Annotated in this window: 15 protein-coding genes; 4 read left to right on the top strand and 11 right to left on the bottom strand. The window is 66.9% G+C overall.

Translation table 11 applies throughout. The annotated features are described in order from the left end of the window. Positions 1-51 precede the first annotated feature (51 nt). Both secG and ppc read left to right on the top strand, forming a co-directional pair. The gene (secG, locus tag CBI38_RS15925; protein ID WP_109330234.1) at positions 52-285 is read left to right on the top strand and encodes a preprotein translocase subunit SecG; all 234 of its coding nucleotides are present in this window, start codon (positions 52-54) and stop codon (positions 283-285) included. Between the two features lie 113 nt (positions 286-398). Next, on the top strand, positions 399-3,155 hold the full coding sequence (gene ppc, locus CBI38_RS15920; protein ID WP_109330232.1) for a phosphoenolpyruvate carboxylase: 2,757 nt from the start codon (positions 399-401) through the stop codon (positions 3,153-3,155). A gap of 324 nt (positions 3,156-3,479) precedes the next feature. On the opposite strand, the gene pgl is transcribed toward ppc, so the two are convergent. The 5 genes from pgl to tkt are packed head-to-tail and all read right to left on the bottom strand — an operon-like array spanning position 3,480 to position 9,918. Continuing rightward, positions 3,480-4,223: a 6-phosphogluconolactonase gene (gene pgl, locus CBI38_RS15915; RefSeq protein WP_109330230.1), complete on the bottom strand. Its 744-nt coding sequence runs from the start codon at positions 4,221-4,223 to the stop codon at positions 3,480-3,482. Further along, positions 4,216-5,127 carry a glucose-6-phosphate dehydrogenase assembly protein OpcA gene (gene opcA, locus CBI38_RS15910; RefSeq protein WP_109330228.1) on the bottom strand — a complete coding sequence of 304 codons (912 nt, stop codon included), beginning with the start codon at positions 5,125-5,127 and terminating at the stop codon, positions 4,216-4,218. Before opcA ends, pgl begins: the two co-directional genes overlap by 8 nt. After that, the gene (zwf, locus tag CBI38_RS15905; RefSeq protein WP_109330226.1) at positions 5,128-6,672 is read right to left on the bottom strand and encodes a glucose-6-phosphate dehydrogenase; all 1,545 of its coding nucleotides are present in this window, start codon (positions 6,670-6,672) and stop codon (positions 5,128-5,130) included. Between the two features lie 3 nt (positions 6,673-6,675). Beyond that, on the bottom strand, positions 6,676-7,800 hold the full coding sequence (gene tal, locus CBI38_RS15900) for a transaldolase (protein WP_109330224.1): 1,125 nt from the start codon (positions 7,798-7,800) through the stop codon (positions 6,676-6,678). A gap of 9 nt (positions 7,801-7,809) precedes the next feature. Further along, entirely contained in the window at positions 7,810-9,918 is a 2,109-nt protein-coding gene (gene tkt / locus CBI38_RS15895; protein WP_109330222.1) for a transketolase, read from the bottom strand. A 215-nt stretch (positions 9,919-10,133) separates the two neighbouring features. Between tkt and CBI38_RS15890 the strand changes: the two genes are divergently transcribed. Further along, on the top strand, positions 10,134-11,117 hold the full coding sequence (locus CBI38_RS15890) for a heme o synthase (RefSeq protein ID WP_109335131.1): 984 nt from the start codon (positions 10,134-10,136) through the stop codon (positions 11,115-11,117). Positions 11,118-11,127: 10 nt separating this feature from the next. On the opposite strand, the gene CBI38_RS15885 is transcribed toward CBI38_RS15890, so the two are convergent. After that, positions 11,128-12,093, bottom strand: a complete 966-nt coding sequence (locus CBI38_RS15885) for a quinone oxidoreductase family protein (protein ID WP_109330220.1) — start codon at positions 12,091-12,093, stop codon at positions 11,128-11,130. 75 nt (positions 12,094-12,168) lie between these two features. Here CBI38_RS15885 and CBI38_RS15880 point away from each other — a divergent pair, with 75 nt between their 5' ends. Beyond that, positions 12,169-12,534 carry a hypothetical protein gene (locus tag CBI38_RS15880; RefSeq protein WP_109330218.1) on the top strand — a complete coding sequence of 122 codons (366 nt, stop codon included), beginning with the start codon at positions 12,169-12,171 and terminating at the stop codon, positions 12,532-12,534. Here CBI38_RS15880 and CBI38_RS15875 read toward each other — a convergent pair. From CBI38_RS15875 to mptB, 5 genes are all read right to left on the bottom strand, one after another. Next, on the bottom strand, positions 12,531-13,493 hold the full coding sequence (locus CBI38_RS15875; RefSeq protein WP_109330217.1) for a COX15/CtaA family protein: 963 nt from the start codon (positions 13,491-13,493) through the stop codon (positions 12,531-12,533). The two genes, CBI38_RS15880 and CBI38_RS15875, sit on opposite strands and share 4 nt — an antisense overlap. A 107-nt stretch (positions 13,494-13,600) precedes the next feature. Next, entirely contained in the window at positions 13,601-15,046 is a 1,446-nt protein-coding gene (locus tag CBI38_RS15870) for a hypothetical protein (protein ID WP_109330214.1), read from the bottom strand. A gap of 2 nt (positions 15,047-15,048) precedes the next feature. After that, a complete protein-coding gene (locus CBI38_RS15865) occupies positions 15,049-15,849 on the bottom strand; it encodes an ABC transporter permease (RefSeq protein ID WP_204164750.1) in 801 nt (266 codons plus the stop codon). After that, complete coding sequence (locus CBI38_RS15860; RefSeq protein WP_109330210.1) at positions 15,846-16,784, bottom strand: ABC transporter ATP-binding protein; 939 nt, start codon at positions 16,782-16,784, stop codon at positions 15,846-15,848. The genes CBI38_RS15865 and CBI38_RS15860 overlap by 4 nt, the downstream gene beginning before the upstream one ends. 6 nt (positions 16,785-16,790) lie before the next feature. Then, positions 16,791-18,575: a polyprenol phosphomannose-dependent alpha 1,6 mannosyltransferase MptB gene (mptB, locus tag CBI38_RS15855; RefSeq protein WP_109330208.1), complete on the bottom strand. Its 1,785-nt coding sequence runs from the start codon at positions 18,573-18,575 to the stop codon at positions 16,791-16,793. Positions 18,576-18,579: the final 4 nt, after the last annotated feature.

The following is an 18,579-nucleotide window of genomic DNA, read 5'->3' as shown; positions in this document are numbered from 1 at the left end:
GGGTGTACGAGGTCGTAGTTGTTGCTACTCGATGGGTGGACGTAGACAGACATGGAACTGTTCCTGGATATCTTGCTGGTTGCCACCAGCTTGCTGCTGATTCTGTTGGTGCTCCTGCACCGCGGTAAGGGCGGCGGGTTGTCCAGCCTCTTCGGCGGCGGCGTCCAGTCGAGCCTGTCCGGTTCCACCGTGGTTGAGAAGAACCTCGACCGCCTCACCGTCTTCACCGGCCTGATCTGGTTGATCTCGATCATCGGCATCGGCCTGGAGATCAAGTTCGGCTGATCAGCCGTCACCCTGCGGACCCCGCAGTTTCACCATGCGGACCCCGCAGTTTCACCATGCGGACCCCGCAGTTTCACCATGCGGACCCCGCAGTGGCAGTTGATACTGGGTGCATGACCGAAACCCCCCGTGAAGCCACCGAACCACTCCGCGAAGACATTCGGCTGCTCGGCGGCATCCTCGGTCAGATCGTGCGCGAACAGGCTGGCGACGACATCTTCGATCTCGTGGAGAAGGCCCGGGTCGAATCGTTCCGTGTTCGGCGTTCGGAAATCGACCGCGCCGAACTGGCCGACATGTTCACGCAGGTCGCCACCGGGGACACCATCCCCGTCATCCGCGCCTTCAGCCATTTCGCTCTTCTGGCAAATCTTGCCGAGGACATTCACCGGGAACGCCGCCGGGCTGTGCACGTGGCAGCAGGCGAACCGGCTCCCGACAGCACTCTCGCGGCCACGTTCGCGAAGCTCGATGCCGCCGACCTCGACCGAGAAGTGGTCGCGACAGCCCTACGTGGGGCGCTCGTCTCACCGGTGATCACCGCCCACCCCACCGAAACACGTCGACGGACGGTGTTCGACACCCAGACGCGGATCACTGAATTGATGCGCTTCCGGGAGCGGACCGCGCTTACCGAGTCGGAAATCGCCGACGTCGACGTGCGGCTTCGGCGCCAAATCCTCACCCTGTGGCAGACCGCACTGATCCGGCTGTCCCGCTTGCGTATTCAGGACGAGATCGAAGTCGGGCTGCGCTACTACGACGCCGCGCTCTTCGAGGTCGTGCCCACGATCAATGCCGAACTCCGCAACGCTCTCCAAGCTCGGTGGCCCGACACCGATCTCGGGCGGGAACCGATTCTCCGGCCGGGGTCGTGGATCGGTGGCGACCGGGACGGCAATCCCAACGTCACCGCGGACGTCGTAAGGCAGGCGACGAGCCGCGCCGCCGCAACCGCCGTCGAGCATCATCTGTGCGAACTGGCGACGCTCGAACGGGAACTGTCGATGTCTGCCCGCCTGGTAACGGTCACTCCCGACCTCGACCTTCTGGCAGCGGCCTCGAAGGACGACTCGCCGTTCCGTGCCGACGAGCCGTACCGGCGTGCGGTCCGCGGGATCCGCGGCCGCCTGACCGCCACCGCGCTCCGTATCCTCGGGGAGGTGCCCGCGTACGCCCTCGACCTCGGGCTCGCGCCCTACGACTCACCGCGGGAAATGCTCCACGAGCTCGATGTGGTCGACGAGTCCCTGCGGCGCGGTGGCGACGGCACGATCGCCGACGACGGCCTCGCCCGCCTCCGCGAATCGGTGGACGTGTTCGGGTTCCATCTCTCGGGCCTCGACATGCGGCAGAACTCGGAGGTGCACGAAACGGTCGTCGCCGAGCTGCTCGCCTGGGCCGGGGTGCATCCCGACTACACGTCGTTGTCCGAGGACGAACGGGTCGAGTTGCTCACCGCGGAGCTCTCGACGAGGCGCCCACTGACGGCAGCAAAGGCGGAGTTCAGCGAACTGACCACCAAGGAGCTCGCCATACTCGGGGCCGGGGCCGAGGCGGTGCGGACGCTCGGGTCCGGAGCGGTGCCCAACTACATCATCAGTATGTGTACCTCGGTCAGCGACATGCTCGAGGCGGCGATCCTGCTCAAGGAAGTGGGGTTGTTCGATCCCGGCCCAGGGGAGAACCCGTCGTGTCCGGTGGGGATCGTGCCGCTCTTCGAGACGATCGAGGACCTCCAGCACGGCGCATCCACGCTCGAGGCGACCCTCGCGATTCCGCTCTACCGGGCCCTCGTGGCGTCCCGGGGCGACTCGCAGGAAGTGATGCTCGGATACTCCGACTCCAACAAGGACGGTGGGTATCTCGCTGCGAACTGGGCGCTGTACCGGGCCGAGCTCGATCTGGTGGAGGCGGCCCGGAAAACGGGAATACGATTGCGCCTCTTCCATGGTCGCGGTGGCACCGTCGGGCGTGGCGGTGGACCCAGCTACGAGGCGATCCTCGCGCAACCGCCGGGAGCCGTCGCAGGCTCGCTGCGGATCACCGAGCAGGGCGAGGTGATCGCCGCCAAGTACGCGGAACCCCGCCTCGCGCAACGCAACCTCGAAACCCTTCTCGCGGCAACCCTCGAGGCCACCCTGCTCGACGTGGAGGGACTCGGCGCCGCCGCCGAACCCGCCTATCGCGTCCTCGACGAACTCGCCGCACTCGCGCGCCGTGCGTACAGCGAACTCGTCCATGACACACCAGGATTCGTTCAGTACTTCGAGATGTCGACGCCCGTCGCGGAGATCGGGGCACTCAACATCGGCAGCCGGCCCGCGTCCCGGAAGCAGACGACGTCGATCGCCGACCTGCGCGCGATCCCCTGGGTGCTGTCCTGGAGCCAGTCGCGGGTGATGCTGCCAGGGTGGTACGGCACCGGCTCCGCGTTCGAGCAGTGGACTGCCGGCGACCCCGAGAAGGTCGCCACGCTGTCACGGCTCTATGACACGTGGCCCTTCTTCCGCACGGTCCTGTCGAACCTGGCGATGGTGATGTCCAAATCCGACATGGGTCTGGCGGCACGGTATTCGGAGTTGGTTCCCGACGAGGGGCTGCGGCAACGGGTGTTCGGGAAGATCACCGAGGAGCACGAACGCACCATCCGGATGTACAAGACGATCACCGGAAACGACACGTTGTTCGCCGACAACCCGGGGCTCGAACGGTCGGTGCACAATCGCTTCCCGTACCTCGAACCACTGAACCACCTTCAGGTGGAGTTGCTGCGCCGATACCGCGCCGGCGACGACAGCGACCAGACCCGCCGCGGTATCCAGCTCACGATGAACGGGCTGGCCACCGCGCTCCGGAACAGCGGTTAGCTGTCCTGCACCAACGCCGCCACGCGACTTTCGGTCCGGGGGAACCGATTGTCGGCCCACTGCGTCAAACGGGGAAAGGGGTCGAAACGGGACAGACCGTGACCCTCTCGAGGCGGAATGGGGTTACAGGATGGGGCGCTGCGCGGGGAAACCTCAGCACTGGCGAGCGGGCTACGGACAGAGGGGGACGGGCCGGTCGAGCGCGCACCGCGGCGGCCGGATCAGTACCGCATGCCACGTGACGCGGATCGAGGCGGAGAAGGGCCCTCGTCCCTCGGCGACGTTGCCGGCCGAGGACGACAAGGACCCCCACCTGTGAATGGGTCAGCTCGGCAGTCGCGATGCGGCCGAAGAATCGAGCAGCCAACGTGTGGCGGTCAGTCCCCGCGCGCCGGAGGCCGGTATCTCCACCGGGGGTGCGCCCGCGACGGCGGCGGCCACCGCCTCGGCCTTGGCTTCACCGGAGACGACCAGCCAGACCTCGTCTGCATGTCGCACAGCGGGAAGGGTAAGGGTGATGCGCACGGGCGGCGGCTTGGGGGAGTCCGTCACCGCAACGACGAATCGGTGTTCTTCACGTACCGCGTCGGTATCGGGGAACAGGGAGTTGACGTGACCCTCGCCGCCCATGCCGAGGAGATGGACATCGAACACCGGAACCTGCTTGCCATTGGCGTGCGCGCCCAAGACTTGCGCGTAGGCGACCGCAGCGGCCTCTGGGTCGTCGGTGTAGATACCGTCGGACACGGGCATCGTGTGGACCCGGTCGGGGTCGACATCGACGTGGTCGAGGAGCGCGGCCCGCGCCTGCACGTCGTTGCGTTCCGGATCGCCGGTGGGCAGAAATCGTTCGTCGCCCCAATAGATGTCGAGTTCACGCCAGTCGATGTCACCGGGATTCTTCCGCACCTCCGCGAGCATCCCGATCCCGGTTCCGCCACCGGTGAGAACCACCGACGCCGACCCACGAGATTTCTGGGCGGCGACGACCGTGTCGACGAAACGTCGGGCGGCCGCAGCCACCAGCGTGTCCGTGTCGGGATGGACCTCTACGTGAATGTCACTCATACGTCACCTTCGTCAGGCCGGACAATGCGGCTTCGTAGACCTCGTCGGCATCGAGTCGGCGCAGTTCCTCCGCCAGGCAGTCGCGCGTTTCCCGGCGGCCCAGGGCCACCAGCGCGTCCGGTTTCCCAGTCCGCGACAGTGTTGCTGTCGTTCCCGTTTGAGGGCGACTGATAGTCAGCGATCCGCCGTCGGCAAAGGTCAATTCCACGAACAGCGGGCCGGTCCTGCGACTCACGGGCATGTCGACCCGGCTCGCCAGCCACCCGGCGATCAGATCGACAGCGGGTTCGTCCACCAGACCCGACACCACCGCTGAGGTGATCGCCGAGTGCGGCGGCTGATCGACCGCGGACGCGAGCAGCGCCCGCCAGTACGTGATGCGACTCCACGCGAGATCTGAGTCACCGGACGTGTACGACGTGAGCCGGCCCTTGATTTCCGCCGTCGGATCGTCGCGGCCTGTGGCGTCGGTGATGCGGCGGATCGCAAGCCTGCCCACGGGGTCCTGGGCAGGAACGGCCGGAGCGATCTCGGGCCACCAGACGACCACTGGTGTGTCCGGCAGGAGGAAGGGGACCACCACGCTGCTTTCGTGGTCGGCCAATTCGCCGAAGAGCCGGAGCACGACGACCTCGGATGCGCCGGCGTCGCCACCGACACGGATCTGAGCGTCCAACCGCGGCGCCGCTTCCCGCTCACCGTGGGCCACGACGATCACACGGCAGGGATGTTCCCGGCTCGCCTCGTTGGCGGCATCGATGATGTCCTCGGAGTTGTCGCTGTCGCGCGTGCACACCACGAGGGTGAGCACGCGGCCGAGCGTGACAGCGCCGCCGGTCTTACGTAGCTCGACCAGCTTCTTGTTGACCTGGCCGGTGGTAGTCGAGGGAATGTCGATGATCATCTACGGCCTTCTCCATTCGCGGCCGGTGCGGCGCATCATCTCGTCCGCCGAGTGTGGGCCCCACGTTCCGGCCTCGTAGGGTTCCGGTTTGCCCTCCGCGGCCCAGTGCGCGAGTACCGGATCGAGGATCTCCCACGACAGCTCGACCTCCGCATTGACGGGGAAGAGCGACGGCTCACCGAGCAACATGTCGAGAATGAGACGTTCGTAGGCTTCCGGAGACGACTCGGTGAAGGCCTGCCCGTAGCTGAAGTCCATGTTGACGTCCCGGACTTCCATGCTCGACCCGGGAACCTTGGACCCGAATCTCATGGTCACACCCTCGTCCGGCTGCACCCGGATGACGAGAGCATTCTGGCCGAGTTCCTCCGTCATCGTCTGGTCGAACGGAAGGTGCGGTGCACGCTTGAACACGACGGCGATCTCGGTGACCCGCCTGCCCAGTCGCTTTCCGGTTCGCAGATAGAAGGGCACTCCCGCCCACCGCCGGGTATCGACCTCGAGCGTGATCGCGGCGAAGGTCTCGGTAGTGGAGTCGGTAGCGAAACCCTCCTCCTCCAGCAGACCGACCACAGGAAGCCCGCCCTGCCAGCCGCCGGCGTACTGGCCGCGGGCGGTGGTTTCGTCGAGCGGCTCCGCGAGCCGGGTTGCTGAGAGAACCTTGATCTTCTCCGCCTGCAGTTCGGACGGTTCGAAACTGATCGGCTCCTCCATCGCGGTGAAGGCGAGGAGTTGGAGGAGATGGTTCTGGATGACGTCGCGCGCCGCCCCGATTCCGTCGTAGTAGCCGGCCCGTCCACCGAGACCGATGTCCTCGGCCATCGTGATCTGGACGTGGTCCACATAGTGGGCGTTCCAGATGGGATCGAACAATTGGTTGGCGAATCGCAGTGCCAGGATGTTCTGAACGGTTTCCTTGCCCAGGTAGTGATCGATCCGGAAGACGGTGTCCTCGGGGAAGACCTGGTTCACGACCGCGTTGAGCTCGCGAGCGCTGTCGAGATCGTGGCCGAACGGCTTCTCGATCACTACTCGTTTCCACTGGCCGTCGTCGGACTGGGCGAGCCCGGCTTCCGACAACTGTTTGAGAACCACCGGGAACGCGGCCGGCGGAATCGCGAGGTAGAACCCGTGATTGCCGCCGGACCCACGTTCGCGGTCGAGCGTGTCGAGGGTGGACGCAAGCTCCGAGAACGATGCCGGGTCGTCGAAGGAGCCCTGCACGAACCGCAGGCCCTCCGACAGCCGATCCCACACATCTTCCCGGAACGGGGTGCGCGAATGCTCGCGCACCGCGTCGTGCACGACCTTGCCGAAATCCTGGTCGTCCCAGTCCCTCCGGGCGAACCCGACGAGGGCGAAGCCGGGGGGGAGGAGACCACGATTGGCCAAGTCGTAGACGGCCGGCATCAGCTTGCGCCGCGCGAGGTCGCCGGTGACACCGAAGATCACCAGCGCACACGGCCCGGCAATGCGCGGTAGGCGCTTGTCCCTACCGTCGCGGAGCGGATTGACCCAATCGTCTGACGCTGCGGGCACCCTCACGAATCAGCTCTTCTGCCCTGCTGTACGGAGCTGCTCCGCCGTGGCCTCGAGCAGCTCGTTCCACGACACCTCGAACTTGTCGACACCCTCGTTCTCGAGGACGAGGAAGACGTCGGTCAAGTCGACGCCGACGGCGGCGATCTTGTCGAAGACCTCCTGCGACTGGGCTGCGGTGCCGGACACCGTGTCACCGGTGATGTCACCGTGGTCGGCGACGGCGTCGAGCGTCTTCTCGGGCATGGTGTTCACCGTGTTCGGTGCCACCAGCTCGGTGACGTACAGGGTGTCGGAGTAGTCGGGGTTCTTGACACCCGTCGACGCCCACAGCGGACGCTGGGGCCGGGCGCCGTCGCCGAGAAGCCCCTGGAACCGCGGCTGGACCTCGAACACCTGCTGGTAGGCCGCGTACGCCAGTCGTGCGTTGGCGAGCGCCGCCTTGCCGCGGAGTTCGAGTGCCTCCGGCGTACCGATCGCCTCGAGTCGCTTGTCGATCTCGGTGTCGACGCGGGAGACGAAGAACGACGCGACCGAGTGGATGCGGGACAGGTCGTGTCCTGCTGCCTTGGCCGCCTCGAGCCCGTCGAGGTAGGCGCCCATGACGAGTTCGTATCGCTCGACCGAGAAGATCAATGTGACGTTTACGCTGATGCCTTCGCCGATGACCTTCGCGATGGCGGGGATGCCGGCCTCGGTGGCCGGGATCTTGATGAACACGTTGGGCCGGTCGACGATCTTCCACAGCTCCACCGCCTGCGCGGCGGTCTTGTCGGCGTCGTGTGCCAGCCGCGGATCCACCTCGATGGAGACCCGGCCGTCGACTCCGTGGCTCGCTTCGTACTGCGGGGCGAGGATGTCGCAGGCGGCGCGCACGTCGTCGGTGGTGACCGTGCGGATGGTGGCTTCGACGTCGGCGCCGCGCTCGGCCAGCTCGTTGACCTGCGCGTCGTAGACGTGGCCCTTGCTCAGCGCGGCCTGGAAGATGGACGGGTTGGTGGTGACGCCGACGACACTCTTGGTGGCGACGAGTTCGGCCAGGTTGCCGGACTCGATGCGGTCACGCGAGAGGTCGTCCAGCCACACGGAGACCCCGGCCTCGGACAGCTTCTGAAGATTCGGATTCTGAGTCATGACGTTTTTCTATCCCTTCACTCGGGAGAGCGAGCGCTGTGCGGCCGCGGTGACGGCTTCGTCGGTGAAACCGAACTCGCGGAACAGGGTCTTGTAGTCGGCAGAGGCGCCGAAGTGCTCGATCGAGACGATTTCGCCGTCCGAGCCGACGAAGCGGTACCACGGCATCGCGATGCCGGCCTCGACGGCGACGCGGGCCTTGACGGTCGGAGGCAGCACACCGTCCCGGTAAGCCTCGTCCTGGGCGTCGAACCACTCGACGCACGGCATCGACACCACCCGCGTGGGAATGCCCTCGGCCTCGAGGGTCTCGCGGGCGGCCACGGCGATCTGGAGTTCGGAACCGGTGCCGATCAGGATGACCTCGGGAACACCGGAGGAGGCATCGGCGAGGACGTACCCACCACGGGACACTCCCTCGTAGCTGGTTCCTTCGAGGACGGGCAGATCCTGGCGAGTCAAGGCCAGGCCGTTGGGCGCGCGGGTCGCCTCGTCGGCACCCTTCTCGAGGACGGCCCGCCAGGCGTGGGCGGTTTCGTTGGCATCACCGGGGCGCACCACATTCAGGCCCGGGATGGCGCGCAGCGCGGCGAGGTGCTCGATCGGCTGGTGGGTCGGGCCGTCTTCGCCGAGACCGATGGAGTCGTGAGTCCAGACGTAGGTGACCGGGGTCTTCATGATCGCCGCAAGCCGCACGGCGGGACGCATGTAGTCGCTGAACACCAGGAAGGTGCCGCCGTAGGGGCGGGTGGGCCCGTGCAGGGCGATGCCGTTGAGGATCGACCCCATCGCGTGCTCGCGGACACCGAAGTGCAGGGTCCGGCCGTAGGGGTCGGCGTTCCACATCGACGTGGAGATGGAGGCGGGGCCGAACGAGTCGGAGCCCTTGATGGTGGTGTTGTTGCTTTCGGCGAGGTCGGCGGAACCGCCCCAGAGTTCCGGGAGCACCGGGCCGACAGCGTTCAAGACCGCTGCGGACGCCTTGCGGGTGGCGACACCCTTGGGGTCCGGCTCCCAGGTCGGAAGTACGTCGGCCCAGCCGGCGGGCAGGTCGCGACCGGTGAGGCGGTCGAGGAGTTTCTTGCCCTCGGGGGCGCGCACAGCCCACTCGTCGAAGCCGGCCTGCCACTCCTTGTGCGCCTGGGCGCCGCGCTCGACGACCTTGCGGGTGTGCGCGATGACCTCGTCGGTGACCTCGAACGTCTTATCGGGGTCGAAGCCGAGTGCCGTCTTCACTGCGGCAACCTCGTCGGCGCCGAGCGCCGCACCGTGGGCGGCACCCGTGTTCATCTTGGTGGGCGCCGGGTAGCCGATGATGGTGCGCAACAGGATCAGTGACGGGCGGTCGAGGACGTCGCGAGCCTTCTGGAGCGCTTCCTCGATCGCGACGACGTTCTCGCCGCCCTCGACGATCTGGACGTGCCAGCCGTACGCCTCGTAGCGGGCGGCGGTGTCCTCGGACAAGGCGATCGCGGTGTCGTCCTCGATGGAGATCTTGTTGTCGTCGTAAATCAGGGTGAGGTTGCCCAGCTGCTGAACGCCGGCGATCGACGACGCCTCGGAGGTCACACCTTCTTCGATGTCACCGTCGGAGGCGATGACGTAAATGTGGTGATCGAACGGGCTCTCACCGGGTGCGGGCTCCGGGTCGAACAGGCCACGTTCGCGGCGAGCCGCCATCGCCATGCCGACGGCAGAGGCCAGACCCTGACCGAGTGGACCCGTGGTGATCTCCACGCCGCGGGTGTGACCGTGCTCGGGGTGTCCTGGGGTCTTCGAGCCCCACGTGCGCAGCTGCTTCAGGTCGTCGAGTTCGAGGCCGTAGCCGGCGAGGTAGAGCTGGATGTAGAGCGTCAGGCTCGAATGCCCACAGGAGAGAACGAAACGATCGCGGCCGATCCAGTCGGCGTCGGTGGGGTCGTGGCGCATGACGCGCTGGAAGAGCGTGTAAGCGAGGGGTGCGAGGCTCATGGCCGTGCCGGGGTGGCCGTTACCCACCTTCTGCACCGCGTCCGCGGCGAGTACGCGGATGGTGTCGACGGCCTTGGTGTCCAGTTCGGTCCAGTCTGCTGGGTGAACCGGTTGCGTGAGGACGTGGATGTCGTCTGTGATCGACACGGGCAGAAGTCTCCTGACATGGGTGAACGTGGAGCCTGAGGATGCGTGAGCCTCTTGTGCCACCCCAGCCTAGTGTGCAGTCCTATCCGGGTCGATTCGGTTCGTGCATTGGGGCGGTCTACCATCGGTTGTAGTAGACCCCGGCTGTCCTTGGGCGGCGTGCGGGCAGACACCGGCTATCAGATGTGGAATTACGCGTGGTGCGAGGAGAGAACGTGCGGACAGGGCATCAGCCGAGCGGACACGGCTTCGGTAGCCCCAGCGCCGCCCCCCGCGTGACCAACACTCGCACGGTGATCGGCCGCGCGACGGGCAAGGTTCTGGCCTATATCGCGCTCACCAAACCGCGGGTCATCGAGCTCCTCCTCGTGGCCACCATTCCTGCGATCCTCCTCGCGGATCGCGGCAACGTCGACATCCTGCTCATCCTGAGCACCCTGTTCGGCGGCTGGATGGGCGCGGCGAGCGCGAATGCACTCAATTGCGTCGTCGACGCCGACATCGACAAGGTCATGAAACGCACGGCCCGCCGCCCGCTGGCGCGCGAAGCTGTGCCCACGTCGCACGCCTTCGTGTTCGGCATGACCCTCGGTCTCGCGTCGTTCCTGTGGTTGTGGTGGCGGGCCAATCTCCTCTCCGGGTGCCTGGTCGTTCTCACCATCGCGTTCTACGTGCTGATCTACACGATGGTGCTCAAGCGTCGGACCTGGCAGAACGTCGTGTGGGGCGGCGCGGCCGGCTGCATGCCCGTAATGGTCGGATGGTCGGCCGTCACCGGCTCGCTCGACTGGGAACCACTCGTCCTGTTCCTCGTCATCTTCTTCTGGACGCCGCCGCACACCTGGGCGCTCGCGATGCGCTACAAGGAGGATTACAAGGCGGCGGGCGTGCCCATGCTCCCGGTCATCGCGACCGAGGAGCACGTCACCAAACAAATCCTGCTGTACAGCTGGGCAATGGTCGTCACGTCCCTTGCGCTGGTACCCGCAGCGGGGGTCGTGTACATGGCCGTCACACTCGTCGCCGGCGCCTGGTTCCTTCTGATGGCGCACCAGCTGTATCGCAGCGTGCGAGGCGGAGCGGCCGTGAAGCCGCTCCGGCTCTTCCTGCAGTCCAACAACTACCTGGCCGTCGTCTTCGTCGGTCTGGCTGTCGACTCCGTTCTCGGGCTGCCGACCGTCAGCAGCTTGTTCACCTGATCCGTCCCGGTCAGGGCCGAAGCACGATCGACCCCGTCGTCGCCCGTCCCTCCAGATCGCGGTGTGCATCTGCCGCTCGCTCGAGCGGGTATTCGGCGCCGACCCGCACTGTCAGCGCGCCGTCCGCCACACCCGCGAAGACGTCGCCCGCTCGCCACACCAATTCCTCGCGGTCGCGGATGTGGTGTGCCAGTGTCGGGCGGGTCAGGAACAGCGAGCCTGCCGGATTGAGCCGTTGCGGGTCGAACGGCGGCACCGGACCGCTCGCGGCACCGAACAGTGCGAGCGTGCCCCGGATGCGGACCGAAGCCAGGCTCGCCTCGAATGTCGAGGCGCCGACACCGTCGTAGGCGGCCGCGACGCCCTCCCCGCCAGTCAGCTCCCGCACCCGGGCGGCGATGTCCTCGTCGTATCGCAGTACTTCCTGCGCGCCCGCGCTCCGGGAAAGCTCTTCCTTCGTATCCGATGACACCGTCGTGATGACGCGCGCCCCGAGACGGTTCGCGAGCTGGGTCAGCAGCAGGCCGACACCACCCGCTCCGGCATGTACCAGCACGGTGTCCCCTTCGCGGATGGGGTAGGTGGAGTACGCCAGGTAGTGCGCCGTCATGCCCTGCAACAACGCGGACGCGGCCTGCGATGCGGGCACGACGTCGGGGACGGCGATCGCTGCTGCGGCCGGGACCCGCACTCTTTCGGCGTAACTACCGGGAGCGGTGCACCAGGCCACCCTGTCTCCGGGCTCGAAGTCCGTCACCTCGGTGCCCACCGACTCCACCACACCCGAGCCTTCGTCACCGGGAACGTAGGGGAGCGTGCGCGGGTAGAGGCCGGACCGGAAGTAGGTGTCGATGTAGTTGATGCCGATCGCCTCGGTGCGAACGAGGAGATCCGAGGGCCCGATCCGAGGTTCGGGGACGTCGGCCGGTTCGAGGACGTCGGGACCACCGAGACGTGAAACCTGTATTGCGCGCATGGTTTCTGTTCTACACGTGCGACCCGCCCGGAACCTGACGGGCAGGTGGCGGCTACCGCCCAGTATTCTCAGGGCATGAGTACCGATACCCACGCCGAAGAGGCGTCAGCCGGCGCGGCGCCTTCACTGCCGTCCCACACGGTCGATGCAATCAAGAAGTTCGTCAGCGAGCACGGTGGTTCCGCCAGCGCCGTGATCCAGCCGGTCGGTCTCGCCAGTGTCCGGATCACCCTCGTCGGAGCCGACGGCATCCTCGGCGATCAGTTGGTGAACGATCTGGCAACCGCCAACGCAGTGGTCGCCGCTGTCGACAACGTGACGATCGGCGAATGGGACCGGTCCCTCACCAGCATCGTGACTCCCCGGAAGGGGCACTTCCAGAAGATGGCCGGCTGGGTTGCGCGGCAGACACGATTCCCCAAGGCGCGTAACGAGCGTTAAACCCTGGCAGTCGCGGGCTGCGGAACGTGCTCCCTTGTGCGTCCCGCAGCCCACACCGCTGCCGTGGCTGCGGTGCACAGCCCAGCCCCGGCCACATGGAAGGCGACGAGGGCGGCGGGAACGTCTGTGAAGAACTGCACGACTCCGATCAGCGCCTGCGCCACCACGAGGGCGAGCAGGACCTGCAGTCGGACCTTCACCGTGCGGTCGGCCCCCACGGCATAGAGGCCGAAGCACAGGCCGACCAGCAGGGCCAGGTAGCCGACCAGCAACTGCGAGTGCAGGTGCACGAGGGTGACGATCTCCACTTCGAGGCGGGGAACGACGCGATCCAGGCTCTTGTCACCAGCGTGCGGGCCGGCTCCGGTGACGAGGGTTCCGGCGATCAGCACTCCGGCCAGCGCGACACCGGACAGTGCCGTGAGCCACCTCAGCGGCGCGGGAATCACGGCGATGACGTGGCCGTCGTCGGGTTCGGAGATTTTGGCATACATCACGGTGGCGACCCAGACCATCGCCATGGAGGCGAGGAGATGCACTGCGACTGTCCACCAGAGCAGGCCGGTCAACACGGTCACGCCGCCGATGACGGCTTGCACCACAGTGCCGAGCGGCATGAGCCAGGCGTAGACAAGCACTTCCTTGCGGCGGCGTGCGCGAGTCACGGCCAGGACGATCAGTGCGGCGGCGACCACGACGACGAAGGTGAGCAGCCGGTTGCCGAATTCGACGGCCTGATGGAGCACCGCGACCTCACCGTGCCCAACCGGGACGAAACTTCCCGGAAAACACTGCGGCCACGTGGGGCAACCGAGGCCTGAGGCCGTGACCCGTACTACGGCGCCGGTGACGGCGATTCCGCCCTGCGTGAGGATCACCGCGAAGGCGATGACACGCTGCACGGCGAGCGACGGAAGTGGGAGTCGGTCGACCAGGCTCAGAAACCCGCGAGATAGCACGATGTCGATGGTAGAGGGCGATCAACTACACGCTGTCGTTGGGCTGGGGGTCGAGAACTCGATTCGTCTCGCGTCCGCCTTGGCGGCGGATCTCCGGCGACGGCGAACTACTCCGCGCGTATCCGCAGTATGCCGGTCACGGTGCCCTGCCAGAAATCGCCGGTGTCGGTGACGAGACCGGACATCTGGAGGGTGTCGTTGACGGCTGTGCCCGGCAGTGGACTGGTGTGCGCGAGCGACCCGTCGGCGGGATCGATCACGACGAAGGAGAAGCCGTCCAGCGGTGTGGTGACCGCAGGGCCTTCACGGATCACCGTGTACAGGTGGCCGTCGCCGGTCGAGAGGCGGGGGACCGCAGCGCTGCGGACGTCGTTGTTCCATACCTCGTGACAACCGATGGGATCGATGTCGATCCGGGCCATACCCCCGGTGAAGGGTGCACGCGCGGGTTCGGCCGGCCCGGCACCGGGGGGAACCACCGGATACGGGTAGCCGTAGGTTCCGGCCACGTACACCGAGTTGCCGACACCGACTGGAGAGTTCTCGCTTCCGCCGGGATCGGCCAGCACGGGCAGGGTGCACACCTCGTCGCCGGACTCGATGTGGAACACGCGCAGCTGCGCGCGGGGCTGGGCGTTGTCCACGATCGCGACGAAATCGCTGCCGGTGGACGGCCCGAAGTAGGTGGGAGTGGAACCGGTACCCCAGCTCAGCTGACCCGGATTGCGGGAGCCGCCTCGGTCGTAGTCGCGCCGCCAGTCGAGGTGAAGGTCACCGTCCCGGAAGGACCATTGGTACAGCGCGTGTGTGCTGGCCACGGCGGTTCCGGCGGGTGAGCTGGAAATGCTGTTCTGTACCTCCTCTCCGGCGGGAAGGGCGCGAGCATGGGCGATGCCTGCGCGGTCTACCGCACCGACCACTCCGCCTCCGGTGGCGAACCACACGTTGCCGTTCCAGTCGGGCGTCAGTCCGGTCACGTTGTCGCCCGGGGGGACGCTGCCGGACAGGTCGACCCGGGAATCAACGGTCAGCCGCCAGGCGCCGCCGGCGTCCCTCGAGTGGCCGAGTCGTAGAAGTTGCCGGTTACCGTCGACCACGACCAGGCGATTGTCGTTGTCGAGATACGCGTAGACGCCGCCGAGGAGACTGCCTTTCGCGAGTTCGAATCGAGCGAGCGAGCGACCGAATGGTGCAGCCGGGGCTGCCGGGTCGATGAGGTGAACTGTGGGAACCTGCCCGGCCACTGCGGTGCAGAGTGCGACGACGAGCCGGTCGGACCCCTGGAGCAAGGTCGGGCAGGCCGATACCAGCGGATATGCGGAGAGCGAATGCCGACCGGTGCCGGGGCCTGGAAGCGGGGTGACGTCGGTGGAACCGGCGTCACCGTGCATGGTCGAGGTGCCTGCGGGGCCCAGATACGGATTCGGTGGTGCCGGCGGCCCCCAGTGAGGTGCGGCACCGGCGGGCGGAGCGACACAGGCCAGCAGCGCACCCAGCACCACGAGAACTGTCGCAGCGGACCGGGGCCGACCGGAAATTCGGCGCGCGAACATCCTCATGTGAACCGAAACGTCCTCGCCGCGAGAACCCCGGCGGCGACGCCCCATACCAGGAGAACAACGACGCTGACTACGTCGATCGCTCCCCTGAGCGCGGCGTCCAACGCCAGGGCCAGAGCGCCGGAGGGGATCAGCCTGGCGCCTGTGTGAAGTAACACGGAGAGCTCACCGGTGACGAAGACGACGCTTCCCACGCCGACCATGATGAACCACAGAATGTTCGCCAACGCCAGAACGATCTCGGCCCGCAGCGTTCCGCCCAGGAGTAGTCCCATGGCGGCGAAGGTCACCGTGCCCAGCGCGATGACCGCCGCCCCGAGTGCCAGACCCCACACGCTCGGCCGCCATCCGAGGGCGGCGCCGATCGCACCCAGCAGAACCGACTGCAGTGCCACGACCAGGACGACTGCGGCGCTTTTTCCCGCGATGATTCCCCAGGTCGGAAGGGGAGTGGCGCCCAACCGCTTGAGGGCGCCGTAGCGGCGGTCGAAGCCGACTGCGATTGCCTGGCCTGTGAAGGCCGTGGACATGACGGCCACCATCATCACAGCGGGGACCACCTTGTCGACCCGGGTCGCTCCGAGGTCACCGATAGGAAGTAGACACAGACCGACCAGCAGGGTGATCGGGATGAACATCGTCAGCAGAAGCTGTTCGCCGTTGCGCAGTAGAAGTTTCAGTTCGAGAGCGGTTTGTGCTCGAAGCATGACTGCGGCCGCGCTGGGACGCGGATCGGGGGAAAATGTGCCCGGCGCGAATCGGTTGTCCGTCAGACGGTCGCTGGCGTTCATGGTCATCCCCTCAGTTCCCGGCCGGTCAGTTCGAGGAACACGTCTTCGAGACTGCGCTGGTCGACCCGGATGTCATGGATCAGTGCGCCGAGATCAGCGCACCATGAGGCCACCGCGGCCACCACCGCCGGATCGATCGGGCCCTCCACGAGGTAGGTCCCGGGTGTGGACTCGAAGACACGGAACGTGTCCGGAAGTGTGAGCCGGGCGAGATCGAGGCCGGCCGGCGCGGTAAGTCGGAGCTGACCCTCGGCGCCGCGGCTCGTCACCTCGCTGGGCGTGCCGGCCGCCACGACCGACCCGTGGTCGATGATGACGAGTTGATCCGCGAGTTCTTCGGCTTCGTCCATGACGTGCGTCGTCAACAGCACACCGACTCCATCGCGGCGCAGGGCGTCGATGAGTTCCCACACCATCAGCCTCGCCTGGGCGTCGAGCCCGGCGGTCGGTTCGTCGAGGAACACCAGTTCGGGGCGACCGACCAGGGCGCACGCCAACGACAACCGTTGCTGCTGCCCACCCGACAACCGGCGGTACGGGGTACGACGGGAATCCTCGAGACCCAGGCTGCGCAACAGCCAGTCGGGGTCGAGCGGATCTGCGGAGTAAGCGGCGACGAGGTCGAGCATCTCCCCGGCCCGCGACCCCGGGTAGGCGCCGCCACCTTGCAGCATCACGCCGATCCGTGCGCGAACCTTCCCCGCGTCGGCGATCGGGTCGAGGCCGAGTACCTGCACGCGTCCACTGTCGGGCCGGACGAAGCCCTCACACATCTCGACCGTGGTGGTCTTGCCTGCCCCGTTCGGACCCAGCAGTGCAACGACCTGCGCCTGTTCGACGAGCAGATCGAGGTTGTTCACTGCCCGCACGCCGTCGAAGGTCTTCACCACGCCTTCCAGGCGTACAGCGGGTTGCGCCGATCCGGGCGTTCGCGAGGTCACGGGGAATCAGCGTAAGCCTTGGCCTGGTGTGACCCGGCCGGTGCCCCGGCTTTCGGCGTCCGCGCCTGCGGCGGGCTGTCGGAGTGTGTCGGCGACGGCGCGGACAGGTTCCGGCCCGACACGCCAGGGCAGCCGGTTGCGTGTGATAACGATCAAAGTTCCCGCCGTGAACACGGTCGCGATGGCCGCCTGGACGATGACGAACGGCTGGTACTCGCCGCCGTTGGGCATCAGGATGACGCTGACCACCGAGGAGAACGCAATGGCAGGCACCCGGAAGGCCGGTGCCGTCGCCCACGCCGCGAGCGGGAGGACTGCCCACAGGAGATACCAGGGCTGGACCACCGGGAACAGCAGTACCACCGCCCCGAGCGACACACCGAGTGCGCCGACCGGGTGAATGCGTCCCATGAGGACGGCCACCAGCATGCGGAGTGTGATGAACGCGGCCACTACCGACGCGATCGGCCGGGTGAGACTCAACATCGCGGTCGTGTGGTCGCCGAGGCCGAGGAGGACGCCGGCGAGTCCGGTGCCCAGGCCGAGAAGGGTGGGGATCGACATCCAGCTGCGAACCGCATTCGCCGTCCCGAGCGTGTGGACCCACCCGATCCCGAGCCCGCTGGATGTGCTGATGGCGAGTGTGACGACGAGTGCAACGCCACCGAGCAGGGCTGCGGCGGTGATTACCGCTCGCAGGTTCGCGCCCCAGCGCCGCGCCAACGCCATCCCGACGAAGCCCAGTGCCAGCAGGGACGGGATCTTGATCGTCGACGACAGGGTGATGAGCGCCGCTCCCGACAGCAGCAGCAGTAGTGATCGGCCACGAATCGGTCCGGCGTGTTCGATGGACCGCAGCGCGAGTTCGATGCCGGCGAGCATCAATCCGAGCATCAAGGCCTCGTTGTGGATGCCGGCGACGAGGTGGAACAGCAGGAGTGGGTTGGCCGCGCCCAGCCACAACGCGCTCACCTCGGCGACGCCGCAGCGCCGCGCCAGCCGCGGCAGTGCCCACACGATCATCGCTACGCCGGCCAGTGCGAGCAGCCGGTGCAGAAAGATGCCGGCGACGATGTTGTCATCGGTCAGAGCACTGATTCCCCGGCCCATCCAGAGGAAAAGGGGACCGTACGGTGCGGGGGTGTCGCGCCAGATGGTGGGAACGGTCCGGGTGAGGACGTGGTCGACGCCGAGTGCGCCCGCCGGACCGATGGCATACGGATCGAGCCCCCGTGACGCAATCTCACTCTGCGCGAGGTAGGAGTAGACGTCCTTGCTGAACATCGGGGGCGCCACGGACAGTGGGATCACCCACAAGAGCAGGGTGCGATCGAGTTGCGAGCGGTTCAACCGCCGGACCGGACCCGACTGCAGGTTGCCGATCGCGAATCGCCCCAGCAGCAGCCACGCGAGGACGATCATCACGGTTCCGGTCATGGTCAGTGTCAGTGCGACACTCGGGATTCTCGCCGGAAGGCCGATGAATCGCAGCCCTTGCACAGGGTTCTGCAACACCGGTTGGGCGCCGGCGCCGAGCGCACCCACCGCCATCAACACGGCCCCGGTGGCGCCGAATCTGCGGATTCCGCGCAGCTGCGCGGTCTCCTGCGCGTTGAGTCCGGCGGTTTCCACCTCGTCACCGTGGAGAACGGCCGCGACGGACGGACGCGGCGACCGGCCGTCGATTCCCAGTGCCCGGCGTCCGAATGCGGTGGAGTGTCGGAGAGCGACGCGAGCCGCGCGGATCGGCTGGACGCGGGACGAGTCCGGGTTCTCGGGGATCTGCGGCACACAG

It is taken from the genome of Rhodococcus oxybenzonivorans (assembly GCF_003130705.1).
Taxonomy (GTDB): domain Bacteria; phylum Actinomycetota; class Actinomycetes; order Mycobacteriales; family Mycobacteriaceae; genus Rhodococcus_F; species Rhodococcus_F oxybenzonivorans.
Note: the sequence above shows the minus strand (reverse complement) of the source record. Positions and strands in the feature narration are given on the sequence as shown.